The sequence below is a fragment of the Borrelia puertoricensis genome, from assembly GCF_023035875.1.
Lineage (GTDB): Bacteria > Spirochaetota > Spirochaetia > Borreliales > Borreliaceae > Borrelia > Borrelia puertoricensis.
Genome location: NZ_CP075383.1, coordinates 1 through 15,327 on the forward strand (window position 1 = coordinate 1; position 15,327 = coordinate 15,327).

At 27.8% G+C, this 15,327-nt stretch carries 25 protein-coding genes; 5 read left to right on the top strand and 20 right to left on the bottom strand.

The window, feature by feature from the left end; all coding sequences use genetic code 11:
• The 5 genes from bpuSUM_RS04965 to bpuSUM_RS04985 all read left to right on the top strand — a co-directional run bounded on the left by bpuSUM_RS04965 (position 1) and on the right by bpuSUM_RS04985 (position 3,977).
• Positions 1-717: a plasmid maintenance protein gene (locus bpuSUM_RS04965; protein WP_247066683.1), complete on the top strand. Its 717-nt coding sequence runs from the start codon at positions 1-3 to the stop codon at positions 715-717.
• Complete coding sequence (locus bpuSUM_RS04970) at positions 701-1,264, top strand: DUF226 domain-containing protein (RefSeq protein WP_247066692.1); 564 nt, start codon at positions 701-703, stop codon at positions 1,262-1,264. Before bpuSUM_RS04965 ends, bpuSUM_RS04970 begins: the two co-directional genes overlap by 17 nt.
• Positions 1,240-2,001, top strand: coding sequence for a ParA family protein (locus bpuSUM_RS04975; RefSeq protein ID WP_247066694.1), 762 nt, complete (start codon positions 1,240-1,242; stop codon positions 1,999-2,001). Before bpuSUM_RS04970 ends, bpuSUM_RS04975 begins: the two co-directional genes overlap by 25 nt.
• A gap of 103 nt (positions 2,002-2,104) precedes the next feature.
• The gene (locus tag bpuSUM_RS04980) at positions 2,105-2,647 is read left to right on the top strand and encodes a chromosome replication/partitioning protein (protein WP_247066696.1); all 543 of its coding nucleotides are present in this window, start codon (positions 2,105-2,107) and stop codon (positions 2,645-2,647) included.
• A 280-nt stretch (positions 2,648-2,927) separates the two neighbouring features.
• Positions 2,928-3,977 carry an ERF family protein gene (locus bpuSUM_RS04985; protein WP_247066698.1) on the top strand — a complete coding sequence of 350 codons (1,050 nt, stop codon included), beginning with the start codon at positions 2,928-2,930 and terminating at the stop codon, positions 3,975-3,977.
• Positions 3,978-4,011: 34 nt separating this feature from the next.
• Here the strand turns inward: bpuSUM_RS04985 and bpuSUM_RS04990 are convergent, their stop codons facing one another.
• The 20 genes from bpuSUM_RS04990 to bpuSUM_RS05085 form a co-directional block, all read right to left on the bottom strand.
• A complete protein-coding gene (locus bpuSUM_RS04990) occupies positions 4,012-4,371 on the bottom strand; it encodes a BBA14 family lipoprotein (RefSeq protein ID WP_247066700.1) in 360 nt (119 codons plus the stop codon).
• Complete coding sequence (locus bpuSUM_RS04995; protein ID WP_247066702.1) at positions 4,364-4,717, bottom strand: BlyB family putative holin accessory protein; 354 nt, start codon at positions 4,715-4,717, stop codon at positions 4,364-4,366. Before bpuSUM_RS04995 ends, bpuSUM_RS04990 begins: the two co-directional genes overlap by 8 nt.
• A 1-nt stretch (position 4,718) precedes the next feature.
• Positions 4,719-5,045 (bottom strand): BlyB family putative holin accessory protein, encoded by a 327-nt coding sequence (locus bpuSUM_RS05000; RefSeq protein WP_247066704.1) that lies wholly within the window; start codon positions 5,043-5,045, stop codon positions 4,719-4,721.
• A gap of 3 nt (positions 5,046-5,048) precedes the next feature.
• A complete protein-coding gene (locus tag bpuSUM_RS05005) occupies positions 5,049-5,234 on the bottom strand; it encodes a BlyA family holin (RefSeq protein WP_247066419.1) in 186 nt (61 codons plus the stop codon).
• A gap of 90 nt (positions 5,235-5,324) precedes the next feature.
• Positions 5,325-6,152, bottom strand: a complete 828-nt coding sequence (locus bpuSUM_RS05010) for a DUF685 domain-containing protein (RefSeq protein WP_247066706.1) — start codon at positions 6,150-6,152, stop codon at positions 5,325-5,327.
• Between the two features lie 12 nt (positions 6,153-6,164).
• The gene (locus tag bpuSUM_RS05015; protein WP_247066708.1) at positions 6,165-6,767 is read right to left on the bottom strand and encodes a DUF735 family protein; all 603 of its coding nucleotides are present in this window, start codon (positions 6,765-6,767) and stop codon (positions 6,165-6,167) included.
• A 9-nt stretch (positions 6,768-6,776) separates the two neighbouring features.
• Complete coding sequence (locus bpuSUM_RS05020) at positions 6,777-7,655, bottom strand: DUF276 domain-containing protein (RefSeq protein WP_247066710.1); 879 nt, start codon at positions 7,653-7,655, stop codon at positions 6,777-6,779.
• Positions 7,652-7,984, bottom strand: coding sequence for a hypothetical protein (locus bpuSUM_RS05025; protein WP_247066712.1), 333 nt, complete (start codon positions 7,982-7,984; stop codon positions 7,652-7,654). Before bpuSUM_RS05025 ends, bpuSUM_RS05020 begins: the two co-directional genes overlap by 4 nt.
• 66 nt (positions 7,985-8,050) lie before the next feature.
• Positions 8,051-8,575 (bottom strand): DUF777 family protein, encoded by a 525-nt coding sequence (locus tag bpuSUM_RS05030; protein ID WP_247066714.1) that lies wholly within the window; start codon positions 8,573-8,575, stop codon positions 8,051-8,053.
• Positions 8,572-9,522 carry a DUF693 family protein gene (locus bpuSUM_RS05035; RefSeq protein ID WP_247066716.1) on the bottom strand — a complete coding sequence of 317 codons (951 nt, stop codon included), beginning with the start codon at positions 9,520-9,522 and terminating at the stop codon, positions 8,572-8,574. The genes bpuSUM_RS05030 and bpuSUM_RS05035 overlap by 4 nt, the downstream gene beginning before the upstream one ends.
• 4 nt (positions 9,523-9,526) lie before the next feature.
• Positions 9,527-10,087 (bottom strand): DUF792 family protein, encoded by a 561-nt coding sequence (locus bpuSUM_RS05040; RefSeq protein ID WP_247066546.1) that lies wholly within the window; start codon positions 10,085-10,087, stop codon positions 9,527-9,529.
• Positions 10,088-10,102: 15 nt separating this feature from the next.
• A complete protein-coding gene (locus bpuSUM_RS05045) occupies positions 10,103-11,368 on the bottom strand; it encodes a DUF759 family protein (protein ID WP_247066718.1) in 1,266 nt (421 codons plus the stop codon).
• Positions 11,369-11,376: 8 nt separating this feature from the next.
• Positions 11,377-11,601: a DUF1322 family protein gene (locus tag bpuSUM_RS05050; RefSeq protein ID WP_247066633.1), complete on the bottom strand. Its 225-nt coding sequence runs from the start codon at positions 11,599-11,601 to the stop codon at positions 11,377-11,379.
• Positions 11,585-12,031: a DUF1473 family protein gene (locus tag bpuSUM_RS05055; RefSeq protein ID WP_247066720.1), complete on the bottom strand. Its 447-nt coding sequence runs from the start codon at positions 12,029-12,031 to the stop codon at positions 11,585-11,587. Before bpuSUM_RS05055 ends, bpuSUM_RS05050 begins: the two co-directional genes overlap by 17 nt.
• A 10-nt stretch (positions 12,032-12,041) precedes the next feature.
• Positions 12,042-12,467, bottom strand: a complete 426-nt coding sequence (locus bpuSUM_RS05060; RefSeq protein WP_247066456.1) for a DUF1463 family protein — start codon at positions 12,465-12,467, stop codon at positions 12,042-12,044.
• A 9-nt stretch (positions 12,468-12,476) separates the two neighbouring features.
• Complete coding sequence (locus bpuSUM_RS05065; protein ID WP_247066642.1) at positions 12,477-13,595, bottom strand: DUF787 family protein; 1,119 nt, start codon at positions 13,593-13,595, stop codon at positions 12,477-12,479.
• A 4-nt stretch (positions 13,596-13,599) separates the two neighbouring features.
• Entirely contained in the window at positions 13,600-14,145 is a 546-nt protein-coding gene (locus tag bpuSUM_RS05070) for a DUF764 family protein (RefSeq protein ID WP_247066555.1), read from the bottom strand.
• Positions 14,146-14,514 (bottom strand): hypothetical protein, encoded by a 369-nt coding sequence (locus bpuSUM_RS05075; protein ID WP_247066560.1) that lies wholly within the window; start codon positions 14,512-14,514, stop codon positions 14,146-14,148. It lies immediately after the preceding gene.
• Positions 14,505-14,879, bottom strand: a complete 375-nt coding sequence (locus tag bpuSUM_RS05080) for a DUF1506 family protein (protein WP_247066722.1) — start codon at positions 14,877-14,879, stop codon at positions 14,505-14,507. The genes bpuSUM_RS05075 and bpuSUM_RS05080 overlap by 10 nt, the downstream gene beginning before the upstream one ends.
• Positions 14,879-15,319 (bottom strand): DUF3890 domain-containing protein, encoded by a 441-nt coding sequence (locus tag bpuSUM_RS05085; RefSeq protein ID WP_247066362.1) that lies wholly within the window; start codon positions 15,317-15,319, stop codon positions 14,879-14,881. Before bpuSUM_RS05085 ends, bpuSUM_RS05080 begins: the two co-directional genes overlap by 1 nt.
• Positions 15,320-15,327: the final 8 nt, after the last annotated feature.

The window sequence follows — 15,327 nt, forward strand, 5'->3', positions numbered from 1 at the left end:
ATGATAAATACAAACCTTGAGGTTAAAACCTATTCAAAACCATTAAAGGAATATCACAATAGATATTATAAAATACTATCAATACTTAGATATTTTCAAAAGAATGCAATCAAGTATAATCAAACATTCATTCTAAATACATTAAACATTTTTCTACTTAAAGATAGTCTTAAACAAATTACACTTAGAACTTTAAGAAAAGATTTGGCATTCCTATGCAATAAAGGCATTATTAAAAAAACTTTATTAAGACTAGGTGAAGGAAATGGCTCATACATAAGATATACAATAACTAAATACAGCATTAATAACTTAAAAAGACTGCTTAAAGCTCAACAAGAAATCACCGAACATGATGTTAATAAAGTATTCATATTTACAAAAGAAACACAAAAAAAATATTTCAAAAATAGGAGGTTTAAAATTTTTAAATCTAAAAATGCAACTAAAAATGTCAGTCATAATATAACTAATAATAAATATATAAATAATAAAGAAAAAATAGAAAAAGAAAGTAAAAGTAAGATAATAAACAATACAGATTATCTAATAAAAAATGTGTCTAAATGGAAAACAATGAGATTTTTAGACAAAATAGAAGAAAATGTAAACAAAAAAAGATATGAAGATAGCGTAATACGAACAAAAGAATGGTTGAAAAATTATAATGACCAACACAAAAGAAATAGGATAAAGTACAATGAGCATACTGAATAAACTAGAAAAGAAAATAGAGAACAGAGACAGGTCAAATAACGTTTTTTCTAAAATAGAAAGAGAAAGTACTAGAACAATCTATTATACAAAGGTATTTAAAGATATTTTTACTTTTGGAATTAGTCAAAAAGAAGAAGGTAAGTTCTTTATCGCTTTAAGAGGTTTGTTCGATATCGATAAAAAAGGTGTATTTCATTTGTTCAGTGTAAAAGAGCAAGCCGATGATAAATTTTTAGGCATGTTTTACGGATTTAAGAGATTAAAAAAACCAATATTTCTTAAATATAAAGATGATGTTACAAATCTCATTGAGACTTCACCTATATATAGACCTTACTATATAGAATTTAGATTTAAAAAAGGTAGTATCTTTTGTTATATAAAGGCGATTCATACTTTAAGAAATAAAGAAAAATTTAAGAAAAATTATGCTCAAAATCTATTGGAAAGAATTATTGACTTAGAAAAGGAGGTATATAAATTTTACAATACAAAGTTACCAAATGGAGGTATCATAACCAGATGGATAAGAAAAAACCAGAGATAATTAGTATTGCAAATATTAAGGGAGGTGTTGGTAAAAGTGTTTTAACCATTATCTTTAGTTATATCTTAAAAGATATCGGCAAAAAAGTTTTAGTCATAGATTTTGATCCTCAAAATAGTTTAACTAGTTATTTTTTCAAATATGTAAAGAGTTTAAAGAAAAATAATGTTTATGCTCTTTTAAAAGAAAAATCAAATTTTAGTTTGGATAAATATTTGAGTAAAATACATGAAAATATATATCTTATACCTTCTCATCCGAATTTACACCTTTTCAACAAGGAAAATACCTCTTATAAAGAACTTTGTCTAAAACATAGATTAACAAAAGTTTTACCTTGTTATAATTTTGATTATGTAATAATCGATACTCCTCCTAATTTAGATTCACTTTTAGATAATGCTTTGAATATTACAGATAAACTTGTAATACCTATTCAAGTTGAGCGATTTTCAGTTGAAAGTTTGTCTATATTAATGAAATACATCGAAAAAATTTCAATGTATATAGGTAAAGATATTGATATATCTATAATAGAAAATCAATTTATGAAAAATAGAAATACTTTTAAGAATATAGAGCATTCTATTAAAAATAGGTATGGTAAATATATTAAAGGAAAAATTCATTTTTATAACAAAATAAAGGTTTTTACAAATAATTTACAGGAACCTAGTTCTAAGGAGGCTTATTATCAAGAGAGTTTAGAGTCTTTAAAGAATATGTTAATAATCTAATTTAACCTTTTGGTTAGCTAAATCATAGTTGTTCGCAAGCGAACTTTTTGATTTTTGTTACTTAATAGACAATTTTAATTTTTATTCAAAAGGAGGTTTGGGTATGTTAAAAGATGTAATTGTTTTAAATGATAGAGAAGAAGGTTTGATGGATATTTCAGAAGAAGAAGAATATGAAAATTATAAACATGCTTTAAAGAAGAGCATGGTTAATGATATTGAAAATAAAATTCAAATGATGGAAATATTGTATAACATAAAAAATAAAAAACTTTATCGTATTGATGGATATGAAAGTTTTAATACCTTTATTAAAGGATTTTTAATCGCAAAAACTCAAGCTTATTTGTATTTAAAAGTATATGAGCAGGTTTTAAAAGGTAAGTTAAGTATAAAAGAGATTAAAGATAGAGGAATGATAGAAGTTTATAGGGATATAAAGTCAAAGGAAGTAAGTGACAAAAAATCAAAACAAAACACGATAAAACCTTTGCGTTTTCAACTTAAAAAACAAGAAAGTTATGATTTTTATAAAAAAAATGCAAAGTTTACAGGTTTTGTATTAGATACTCTTTTTTCAAATGATAAAAAATATTTAGATAAGTTGTTTAAAGAATATTCGGGTTTGTCTCTTAAAAAGAAATAGGTAATGTAGATTACGACTTGAAAAAGTTAGTTAATTATTGTAACATTCTTTTCAGATTATATTAGTCATTTTAGTATGATCCTAATTGGAAATTATGTGACCTTTAGTGGGTTTTGTTGGTAGTTTTAAATTAATCAAATAAAACTATTAACAAAATCCACTTTTTATTAAAGTTTTTCTATCCTTAATTTCAAAATATTTTATTTTTTTAGATGAAAGTATTTATTATTTTTAGTTTTTGTTATATTATTTTTTATAGATAATCAATTAGAAGTTAAATATGACAAAAACTAAAAATCAACATACAAAAACTAGAATGCGCAGAGCAGTTAAGAAACTGGGTAAACAAAAGATAAAAGTCACAGATATAAGAGTAAATAATCAAGCTTTAGTAACCAATGAGAATCAAGCAAGGGTAAACTTTCTAAAATCTCTATATATTCTACGTATGAATTTAAGTGGTGTAGCTAAGAATCTTAATGGATATGGGTATAAATATCAAAATTTCAATGAGATAATCAGAGAGATAAAGAATGTTATAAAGAGTAACAATTTAGATATTGATTTCCTGCAATATCCAACATTTAAAGTTGTAGGAAATAATACAATTAATGTTATTACAACAACATTTTATAGTCCAAGTAGTGGCTACTGTGAGTCATTTGATACGCCTATTTACAGCGAAGAATTTTCTTCTCTAGGCGCCAAGAATCAAAATACTTTATCTCAACTTGTAGGTTCATGCATAACATATCATAAAAGATATGCTCTTGTAGCATACCTATCAATAGAGAGTGAAGTTGACACTGATGCTAGTTCATTATTACCCGAGCTAGAAAATAATAGAGAGAGAGTTAAAGTTATTGCCAAAAACAATGATGGGAATACACAAGTAAATATATCAGGAAATAATGTAGAGGATAAAAACACTGTTCATACTGACCAATCTAAATCTAAGAGCAATGTAGAGACAAATAAATTTAAGTATTATAGAAATCTACTCATAGCAGCACGTAACATGCATAAATTTGTTCTTAATAAACCATTTAACAGTTTAGAAGAGATAAATTCATATCTTAAATCTATTCAGGTTGGAGATGATTCGAGTATACTTGAATACTTTAATAAAAATAAAACATTAAAGAGTATACAGTATTGGTGTAATTTGATAAAAGAGTATTTTAGTAAGAGTAGTAGAGACCCAGAAAAATTAGAAAAGTTTGATATATTTTTAGCTTTTGATTTACATAAGCTTGGTAATAGTCCACTGAAATTATTTGGGCACTTATCTACTGATAAGGAATTTGATTGTTTGTTTAGAACTGCATAAAAGGTAAGCCCCAATAGGGGCTTACTCATTAAAATTACTTTAATTTTGTATATCTCTTATATACATCTTCAGCAATAGGTTTTGTTTGAGAGATATATTTTTTTAGTAGGGAGATATTAAAGTTTAATGCTTTGATTGTATGTTCTGATTTTAATTTGCTTGCATCAAAAAAAGAAAATTTGGGAAAATTTTCATTCTTTACCTTTGTCTTAGCATCAACTAAAAATCCTTGTAAATAAAGTACGTATTTTGAGAGTTCAGATTCATATTTACTTATTGATTCTAAATTAGAATCATCTGGCATAGTTGGTTCTTTAGTTAAGGAAGCAATAGTTGTGCAACTAATTAGTATAGAAATAATAAAGAAAAGAACAACTTTAAATAGTCTATTCATTATTTCTGTCCTCTTCTTTAAGCTTATTAATATAAGCATGCATAAGCTTATTTCTCTTTAAACGTAGTGAAGCAATGTGTTTTGCATTCTCTTTACTTAAATGTTCATTAGAGCTATCTATTATCTCTAAATTAATTCTTAAGATGTCATCAAATTGTGAGAGTATTTTCATGCTTTCAGCTTGTTCCCTTTTAATTAAATTATCCCTGTACATAGAATAAAAGTAATTTATTACTCTGCTAAAGATATTAATGTATTTTTGTGTGTTGTTATTTGAGTCTTGCTTTAGCAGTTCTGTAAATTTGTTTAGTATATCTATACTTAATTTTGCAGTAGTTAAATTCAATTTATAACCCCTTTGAATATGATTCTTTTATTCCTTCCCATTTTGGCAATCTCATGTTTTCAGGATTATTATTAACCTTTTCTATAAATTCTTGTATTTTATTATTAATAGGAGTTAATGCTTCTTGGATTTGGGGAGTTAATGCATTCTCTAATCTTTCCATGTTTTTAGTGAAAATAATTCTGTATTCTGTGTAAACTTCATTAAGTAGCATAAATATTTTATGAGCATTCACGTTAAAAGAGCCATCTTCAAAATTAGACAGTGTACTAAATAATGTTTCTATTGCATTTAAAGCAGTATTTAATGAACTAATGTCAAGAGTCATTGATTAATCCTTTCCTTTATGCTTTCTTTTAAATTTAGTTGCTAATAAACTTATGATATCTTTAATTACCGGTTTAAAGATAAGTCCTATACCTAAAATAAAAGTGGCAATGACAATTAATTTAATTTCATTGATATTAATTAAAAGTTCTGATATTTCAGACAATTTAGTTAAAGTGAAATGATCCATTAACCTTGTAACCTCACATAAAAAAGATAAATAAAGTATATTACAAAAAGTACCAAAAACTAATAATTTTTTATATTTAGTAAAGTAAAATTATAACTTTACTAAAGAGGGGACTGTACCACTTGTATATGAACGTTTTTGCATATACCACCCTCTAAATAGAGGAGAATAATCATTTAATCTTAGATTTTTTCCTATTCTCTCATATACAATTGATCTACTTGATTCATCAGTGTATTGAAGATATACTCTTTTTGTAACATCATGATAACTATTGATTTCAATATCAACATAAACATCTAGATAAATGGGTTTACCATCTTCAAATTTATAAAAAACAAGTGTAACATCTTGACTTGATGTGTTTTGTGTCATATTAAGTCTATAAGCCCTATCTCTAAGAGAAGATTCATAAATGCGCGTACTTGTAGTTGATGTTCTTGATGAGCTAAAACTTGAAGGAATGCCTGTTAAATATTCTGGTATTGTAGTTTTTTGTAGCGAGTTATAACTTGATATAGTAACAAATTTGTCTGAACTAGAGAAATGCGAATAAGAACTCATATTACTTGTAAGATCACTTCTGATATAGCTAGATAAATTACTCTTATAACTTGAGTCATTATTCATAAGTTTGCTTAGTAGTTTAGAGTAAAGTTTATCTGTAAATTCACTATTCTCAGCAAGTTCTGTTGCAATTATGTCTTTAATTACTTCCTTAAAATAAGATAATCCTTCTCCTTTAAACGTTTTATCTTTAGTCTTTTGAAGGAAGTTTTCATAAGTAATTGCATTACAACTTGCAACACCATCATCTAATAAAAGTAAATCACTATTTTTTATATCATTTACCCTATTTAAATCTTTAATTTGTATAAATTCATTCTCGTCCATTAAAAGTCTCTCATCTGTTGACAAATGATACCTCCATTAGTTAAAAGAAACAACTTCTATATTTTGATTGTCAATAATTTTAAGTTTTCTTCCTATAGGAATCATGCCTTTAATAAAAGCATAAATTGAATGAGAATATCCTTTAGGAATAAAATTGAATGCTAGTGTTTTATATTTATCTTCGTATCCTTGTTTTGATTGACGTAAGCGTATACGTTTGGGTTTTACTCCAACAGCAGTACTAGGAGTAATATATGATATAAAATTAGTTTTTATACTTCCAAGTAATTTAATACTAATAACTCCAGCTTCTGGTGTTGTAATTTCAATATCAACATTAAGAAAAGCTTTAAATAATCTAATAAATGACTCATCAGTACCAATATGTCTTAAAGCAAAAATGACGCTGTCAATATTGCTTGCAAGCTCTTTTAATGGGCGACTTTTATAGTGAAAAGTTTTAAATACGTTTGATAACCAGACAGCAATAAAATGAGAAGATAGATAGTTACTAGCAATAATACCAGAGAAATTAGAATTTAAGCTCTTAATTTCAGCAAGTATTTTATTTGCATAATCTAATTCTGAACGTATAAATTTTTCTATTTGTGTTTTATGAAGAAAACCTGGTATGCTCAATATATCTCCTTAAGTTTGAATATCAATAAGTAATCTATCAGTGAGACTGAAGTTAAGTATTTCTGATGGACTGATTTCAATATCTTGATTCTCTTTAAAATCACTTGTGCTAATGTTACTTATACTTGTCTCAGCATTGTCTTGAATGCAGGCATTAATTTTAAGTCCTTGAATGCCTTTTATCTCATTAACCGGAGCAGTAAAATCTTGATATTCAAAACTAATTCCCATGTCAGAGTAATTATTATTGATAATTCTCCTGTATATTTCTCTTATTTGCATGTCGATATTGAGATAAATGTGATTTTTAAGGTCAAGTTTGTATTTTACTTTAAGATAGATATATTTAGTCTTTCCTAGAGAAACTTTATAAGATTTAACTTGATTGTGGCTATTTATTCCATCAATATCAATATCACCTTCTAAGATAGTTCCACTAGGAATAGTGCTATAAAGTACTTCCCAAAGGTTTGCTTTGAATGTAGAATCTTTAATTGTGTTCTTAGAGTCGTTTAAGATGGTATCATTAACAATAAGATAAATATTAGCTTTTCCTGCTGTGCTTACAATGTTAACGTATTTTACATCTGGTAAGTTCAGTATAGCATTTCTTAATGCTTCATGAGTGGTGCTTTTAACACTTATATGAGACTCTATAGCCTTCCAATACTCACCTTGTGGTTTAAGTTTATCCATAAAAAGGTTAAGTTCATTAATTATTTGTTCCTCAACTGTAGCAAGAGAAGCAGCTATGATGTTGTAAATGGATGATGGGTCATCTTTTATCACAATACCATGTGTTTGTTTTAAATATTCTCTCTTTGTGTTAATTATTTGTGAGATATTTTGTTTTAGAATGCCGAAATTATTATCAAAAGCAATACTCATATGCAAATCTCCATTTGAAGAGAATCACCAGGAAAATAGAGAGTAATTTGTAATATTTTTGAGTTTATATTAATGTTAACTCCAGTAAGATCAATTTCCAGTTCTTGGGCAACAGAGTAGAGATAATATTTAATTTGATCTAGAGTGCCAAGCTTACATAATTTAAGGATATGTGTATAATCAAATCCCCATGTTGGATTTAGAGCAAGACTTCCTTTAGGGGTTTTAAGGAAAATAAATAATCTTTGTTTTTGCTCTTCTATTCCATCAGCAATCTGTAAGTCTGAGCCTGATACTAAATTAAACTGCAAATCAACCTTTAAATCCATACTAACCTATGTAAATCAATCTTTAACCTTTAACTTAAGGAAATGTATAACAAAAATAGCAAAAAACTAATTAAATAAATTATTAATTTTGCTATTTATTTTTGATGTATAGTAAGAGAGAGAAGAGTAATCAATGCTTGAATTTCCTATAATTCTTAAGTTATTAATAGCATTTACTATTGCCTCTAAGATGTCTTTAAGACTAGTTATCTCATTACGTATATCCAACTTATGTTTAGCATATATTTTAAGATACTTAGGGTCAATTGCACTTAATATATAAAAATGATGTTTATCAAAATATATATTGTCATCTGTATTAAATAGATTAATGTTTGATTGAAGAAGTACTACTCTGTCATCTTTGTGAAGACTTAGACTAATATTCGATATATTACGAGTGTGAATCTCAAGTCCTTTATATTCTTCAATGTCTACAATACCTTCTTGAGTATCGCTGTTAAATGATTTTATAATTCCTATTTTTGATATGCATATATTGTTAGCTATCCATTCTTTGCTCTCTTCTTGAGTTAAAGCAGAACCAGACATGCTCTGATTCATTCTATAAATTTCATAATTAAAGTTCATATCCTCTCCTTTATTTTTAGGTGATTAATGTCATCATAAAGCTTTAAGGTAAGTGAACATTCACCAGAATTGCTTAGAGAAGCATTAGTTTCACAAATCGTGCTCTTTATTATATTCCCCAAAGAATCTCTAAATGATACTCTGTCACCAACTTTTAATTTATGAGTATAAGTAAGCTTTGCTCTCCAATATATAAGTCTTATATTAAGAGTAGTGCCTATAGTAATTTCTTGCTTTGGGATAAATTCAAGACCATAATCTTCAAGTGATTCATAATGAGCATCAGGACCGGTTAATTGATGATTTGTGAATATGAGATTACATTCAACCAAATCAACTCCATTACCAACATCAGCAATAACATTTTGTATATATTTTTTAGATAATTTTTCTATAAATTCTTTTGGAGTTCTAGCATAAATATGCTCTTCTATGATTTTAAGTCTGTCATTAGTGCTCATATTGATTATATTTCTACCCGGAAAGGCAAAGTTTATAGCGTCCTCAACCGTCATTCCTTTAAATTGTTTTGTTTCAAGTTCTCGGTTAAAGAAATTACTCTTTGATGCTAAATGAAGTTCAAGCTCTATGCTAAAATCACCACTAGGATAGTCACTGCTCATTGGGACTCCCAGATAACCTGCCATAATGAATGTAAATGAGTCTTCATGAGCAAATTTTTTATAGTATATCTTTACAATATCTCCTTCATGTATATGATTGTTGAAATCGAGGTGTAAATTCCAAAGAACAAGTTTGGCTTGTTTTGCCCTTACAAAATTGTAACTTGAATAAACATTAGATATTGAGATATCAACATAAATGCCATGTTGTGTGTTGATAATGATTTTAGGAGAAGATTCTGGTGTTGCATCACCAGTAATATTTTTATTTGAGCTAGTAGTAGAGTAAAATTCAATCTTAAAATCATATTTAAGTAATATCACAAGCTTATCCTTTGTATTTATCCAAATGAAAGGTTTTAATAACTTCCATGTTAAGATTAAGCTCAACTTCATCTATGAAAGGCACATCTTTAAATGTTAGGGAAGTAATTACAACTAATTCTTTAATGCCAAAAGTTGGACTATAAGCAGTAAAGGGAACTTGTGCTTGAAGTCTACCAGCCAGTTGTTCTTTAACTAAATTACTATCAAATTCAAGTAGTGAGTTACCAAAAGGAGTTAATTTCAGTGGAGCTAACATATTCTTATAAAGACTTGTAAGTACACCACCATTTAAAGCAATAACTTCTCCTGTAAGTACAGGGTTATAACTTACATATTCAGCTTTCCTTAAGTAGTAATTAATTACAGGACGTTTGGAACATGTGGTGTTATAAGTACGAGTTATAAGTTCAAATTTAGGTTTAATAAAGAATAATTGGGGCAAATACCCAAGTCCCTTAAGATCAGGTCTTGGGAAGAGAACAATAAAATTATCTGTGCTAAATAAAGCAAATATTTGTGTTACAGTATCTTTAATAATTTGAAATATTTCCATAGGTTGCATAAATGTCTCCCTATTTTAAGTACCACTGGGAGGAGTAGTAATAGATTTATCTTCATGAGTAATTTTTGATAAGCTCTCACCACTATCTCCTCCCATCCATAAGGGCAATATTGATTTAAGTCTTGCAATAAGTCTATCTAAACTAAAAATGCTTTTAATTCCGTTTATTATAGGATCAACGATATCTTTGTGAAAGTTAAATTCATTTATCTTTTTAAGTGCTTTAGCGGAAAAATCCATTAAAGGTGTTAATGTGGACGCAGTTAGTTTTTTTAATTCTTCATCTATCTTATCCATACTACTTGTTGCAGAGTCATAAGAGCTTGTAGTATTTGTGAGATTTAATTCGTTAAAATCACTTAAAACTTCATCAAGTTTAGTTATTCTTGAACCCATATCGTGAAAAGTATCCTGTTGCCATTTACGCTCAGCATGTTCAAGATACTTGTTACCAAATTTATCAAATTGACTCATTAAATTAAAGATTGAACCACCTTCTCCACGAAGTAAATCAACAACTGAAGAGATAGCATCATCACTTGATGAGAGTCCACTAGCTTTAAGTTTAGCTGCAAGTTCTACTGCTTTTCTCATATTAGTTTCATTATTCATTCCCAGATTATTAAGAGTGCTTTTAATAACAGCAGCTTTATTTAAGAATTCTTCCTTCTCTCTTCCCCTTTCAAATGTTTTAATTCTCGATATAGTATTTAATAATTTGCCTTTTTCAGTTGAGTTAAAAATTCTAGAGTTTAGGGTACCTATTCGTTTTCTTTCTGCAGCATCTTTTACTGATGATTTTGCAAATGCAAACATATTAGAGGAAGCACCTTTAATGGAACTAGCTATTATATTACCAATTGCACTTCCTATTATGACTTTAGAAGTCAAATTGTTTTTTTTTATTAAATTTTGTTGCATTTTAGAGTTTTCTTTAAGTGATTTAAATTCTAAATTACGTAAGTCTTTAGTAGACATAGTAGATCGTTTAAAAGCTTCTCGTTTAGCTTTTTCGAAGCTGTGTCCTTGCTTCATTAGCTTTTTAGTCTCAGTAAGTCTAAATTTCTCTACTCGCTCTCTTAAACGTTCATATTTATTTTGTTTTGCAAGTTCTGCATTTTTATCTTTTAAATTAGCTTTAATTATATCTTTAGTACTTTTGAGAGAAGAAAGTTTGGGTTTTAAGTTCTCTTCTAATTTTGATATGTCTCTCTCTAATGTTTTTTTCGTTGATGCATGATCGAGTATACCTTTAAATTTGATGGTAAATTTATTATCCATAAGTGTCCTTATTTAGATAAAATCAGTTCAAGAATTTCCTTCTCTAGCTTAGCTTCAGCAATATTGCTTACTTCTATAAATTCATCGTATGTCATACATTTAATTTCTCTGTAAGAACAAATACCAGTAATTATTGGTAGCCAATATTTATGTCTTTTTATATCGTCAATTAAAGCAAAGTAACGAGTACGAGTAGCATTAATACTCTCAACAAATTTATCTATATGTTTCATTATTAGCCTTTGATTTAAGTTTTGAAATTACACATTCATAATTAAATTCATCGGTAATGTAATTAAAAGTAACAAAATCACCAACATTATTCTCATATTCTTTAAGAAAAAGGAGGGCTGGTTTTTTAAATTCTGAGTCTAAATGAAATGTATTAAACTCTATAGAATAAAGAATAGCAATAAGATAATCTTTATAATAACTTATGAATTCTCTATTGTAATCCAGTATTACGTAAAACTCATCTAAAAACCCGGGTTTGATCATTAAATTAGTTATTTCTTTCAAATACTTAACATCATTAAGTTTATTTATAGCTTCTTCTTGATTAAATCCTAGTATAGAGTCCCACGTATAAACAGGTAATACTTTTATTTGGTATTCATAAGTTTTATCTTTGCTTAATATGTTCATTTTATATCTTGTAATCATTGTGTGTCCTTTAATTTTTAGGTGTTATTTTTTGGCAATTGATAGCTCTAATTTCAAAAGTAACTTTTTCTGCTTCTGCTGAGTAACTTCTTGATGGTTCTTCAGTAAATACAGCACAGTTACTGATTATTTTTGTTGTTATCCTATCATTAAATACCAAATCCATCATTTTATCTTCTTTACTTACATTCATGTTGTAAAATTGGTCATCAGAGATTTGAGTTAGTAATATGTAATCATGACTACCAAGTGTTACTTCAATACTAAATATATAAGTAATGGTTTTGGGATCTCGAAGACTGATAACAGGCATTCCTCTATCTTCATTACTAATTACTGCTCTAGTTGTAGGTTCACTTGTAAGTTCTAATTTTCCACTATTAATTTGTCTTCCCGAGATAGAGAGATAAACTTCCTTTAAATCATATAATCCCATATCTCCTCCTTAATTTTCGAGTTTATTTAAGTAATCAGTTATATCTTTGGTTGTAATAATGAAAGAGAGAGAGTTGATACTGTAGTTATAAGTAATATCAATAGTTAGTTCTAATTTAAGTTGTGGTGATGGTGAGAGTATAATATTTAAGTTTGAGTAGCTTACAATAAGTCCTCTCTCTATATATCTCTTTAGTAAGCATTCAATTGCTGATGTATATGCATTATCTCTATCTCCAGATAATTGCAACCTAGATAATTTACTATTTTGTCTATTATTAATATTCCAAACTCTAATAAGTTCAATTATTGCTTCTTGTTTTATATATTGATAAGTAAATAACTGGTCAATAGGATTTCCCGCAAGATCAACTCCTTCTTTAAATGCTGATACTCTCTCAAGACCTGTTTCGTTAAGATAAGAATAAAAATTAATATTTGCACCTCTAAGTTTAGTTATTACTTCATCATCAACAAGTGGTCTTGCAGCAAGATTCATGCCATATGGATTTACACTGTGAAACATACAAGCTTCATATAAATATCGACTTATAAATTTAAGATGTAGATTATCTCGCTTATTACTATAAATAGCTATATTATTTGTTTTCTCTAGGGAGCTTTTATCTTTAAATATTTCTTTTATTTCACTCTCTTTAGTAGAGAAAACAAAAAAAGTATCTGGCATCTTGAATTTCAAGTAATCATCTTTGTATACAACTAGCCCATCATCACCATTATTATCTTTATCATAAGTATTAATTAGAACAACAAATGAGTGTCTGTGTGTTTTAAGATAAGTTTTAATAGTCTCAGGTTTATCTTTATAAATAAAGAGCATAGCAGATTTTAATGCTACACTGGGAGAGTTAAAGAAATCAGACATAGCATTCTTTAATAGTTCTTTTTCTTTAGTAAATTCATCTTGTCCATTTCCATTTTCTTTTTCTAATGCTTCTATTTGCTTTTCATAGTTATTTATTGTAAGATTTAAGACTTTATAATTTGCACTATCTTTATTCACATTAATTTTTAATGTTTTATAAACTAGTAACGGAGAATAATAGTTTATTGTTGTGTTATGTACTTTATTACTAATTAAATTTACACTAATTGTATCTTGTGGCAAAGTATTACTCCTTCCTTTCAAATATTTGGATTCCAGCTTTAAAACTAGCTGATGAGCTATAAGCAGTGTTACTACATTTTGTTCCCAAAGTAATGAGACCTGTATTTTGCATATTAGATGTTGGACGTATATATATATTGAGATGTTTTATGTAGTCAGGTTCATGAGCGTCCTTAACTGTGTATTTATTTACTCTGTTATGTAAAAATTCTTTAAGCAAACTATATAAAGTCAACATTCTATTGTAAGCATCATAGTCATTTGAATTTATTACAAGAGAGATAATAAATATTTGGAAGTTAATATTAAACTCACAAATATTATCATAAAAAGTACCATAATGAGAGTTGTGAGCAAGTAAGCCATCTTCAGATGTAAATTTAAATGCAATAATATTAGGTTCGCTCGTAGTTATATTAGAGAGTAGATATGGATGATTATATGTATTAATAACCTTACATATGTTTTCACTTTTAGCATGAGCATATTCTTTAAAGTCATTTAGTATTTTAATTATATGCATAAGTATAACCTCTAACCCAATAAGCACTCAATTCACCTTATAACTAATCTCATTTAGCATTCGTGAAGTATCAACAAGAGTAATTTCTGGATTACCACTACCTTTTTTTCGTTTTTGCTTAATTGTATTTGGACTAAGTTCAGGCTTGATTTTATTTGACAATACATAATTTTGATAATAAGTTATAAATGCTTCTCCAATGGCACTCATTCCAGATCTAGGATCACGTTTAAATTCATTTTTTATATAATCATTACTGATATATTCTCTAAACTCACAACTAGCAGCAACTTCACTTAAATGTTTACGTACTGGTAAATTATTAGCGCCAATCTCATGCATGCGTGCAACATTAGCTCTGCCCCCAAACCAACCAACCTCTAACTCTATTTCCATACAACATCCTTTAAAATTAGTGTTTGGTAACCAATAGAAGAGTCAATACTTACTATTTCGTAATAATTATCACCTATAGAAATTCTATCTTGAAGATTGAAGATAATATCATCACTTGTATAAAGTTTAGAGAGTCCTTGTAAGTCAAATAAATTTGAGTCATAAATCATCCTTAATTCTTGGGGACTTATATCTATAATAATGCCTGTAAATTCTAAGTAGTCTTCTTTATTAAATACCCTCTGATAAAAATTATCATCAAGTGTAATAGTTTCAAATTTATATAAACGTAAAGGATCAGGAGCTTTGTATGTAAATATCATACGTTGTGACATTTGTGATAACCTATCTCTAAGATTATTCATTACACAACTCCTATACAGGAAGGAGACGTAGTATCTCTTTTAACTTTATCTAGATACGCATCAAATCGTAAACAGAAGTTTTTATTACAACTGTCAGATTGACTAGTATCAGATATAGGGTGATAGTCAATTTCCAGTTCATTGAATTTCTCTCTCTTTATTCTCTCAAATTCAAGTTCACGGACAATCCCCTTTTTCCTCAGTTCACATCCAATATGATAGTAAGTAAGCAAGAAGATATCATTATAAGTAAGCTTCTCTGACTGTATTCCATTAGCTAATAATATTGACTCTAAGAGATTAATTTGCATCATAAAGCTTTGAATAGAAAATTCTTCTATACTTATTCCCAAAAGGGAAATAATATTAGAGTGAAGCCTGCTTATAAATAATTCTTCTTCTTGTCTCTCTATCTCTTGTTGAGCTGTTCTCTGTTGCATTACCAGGT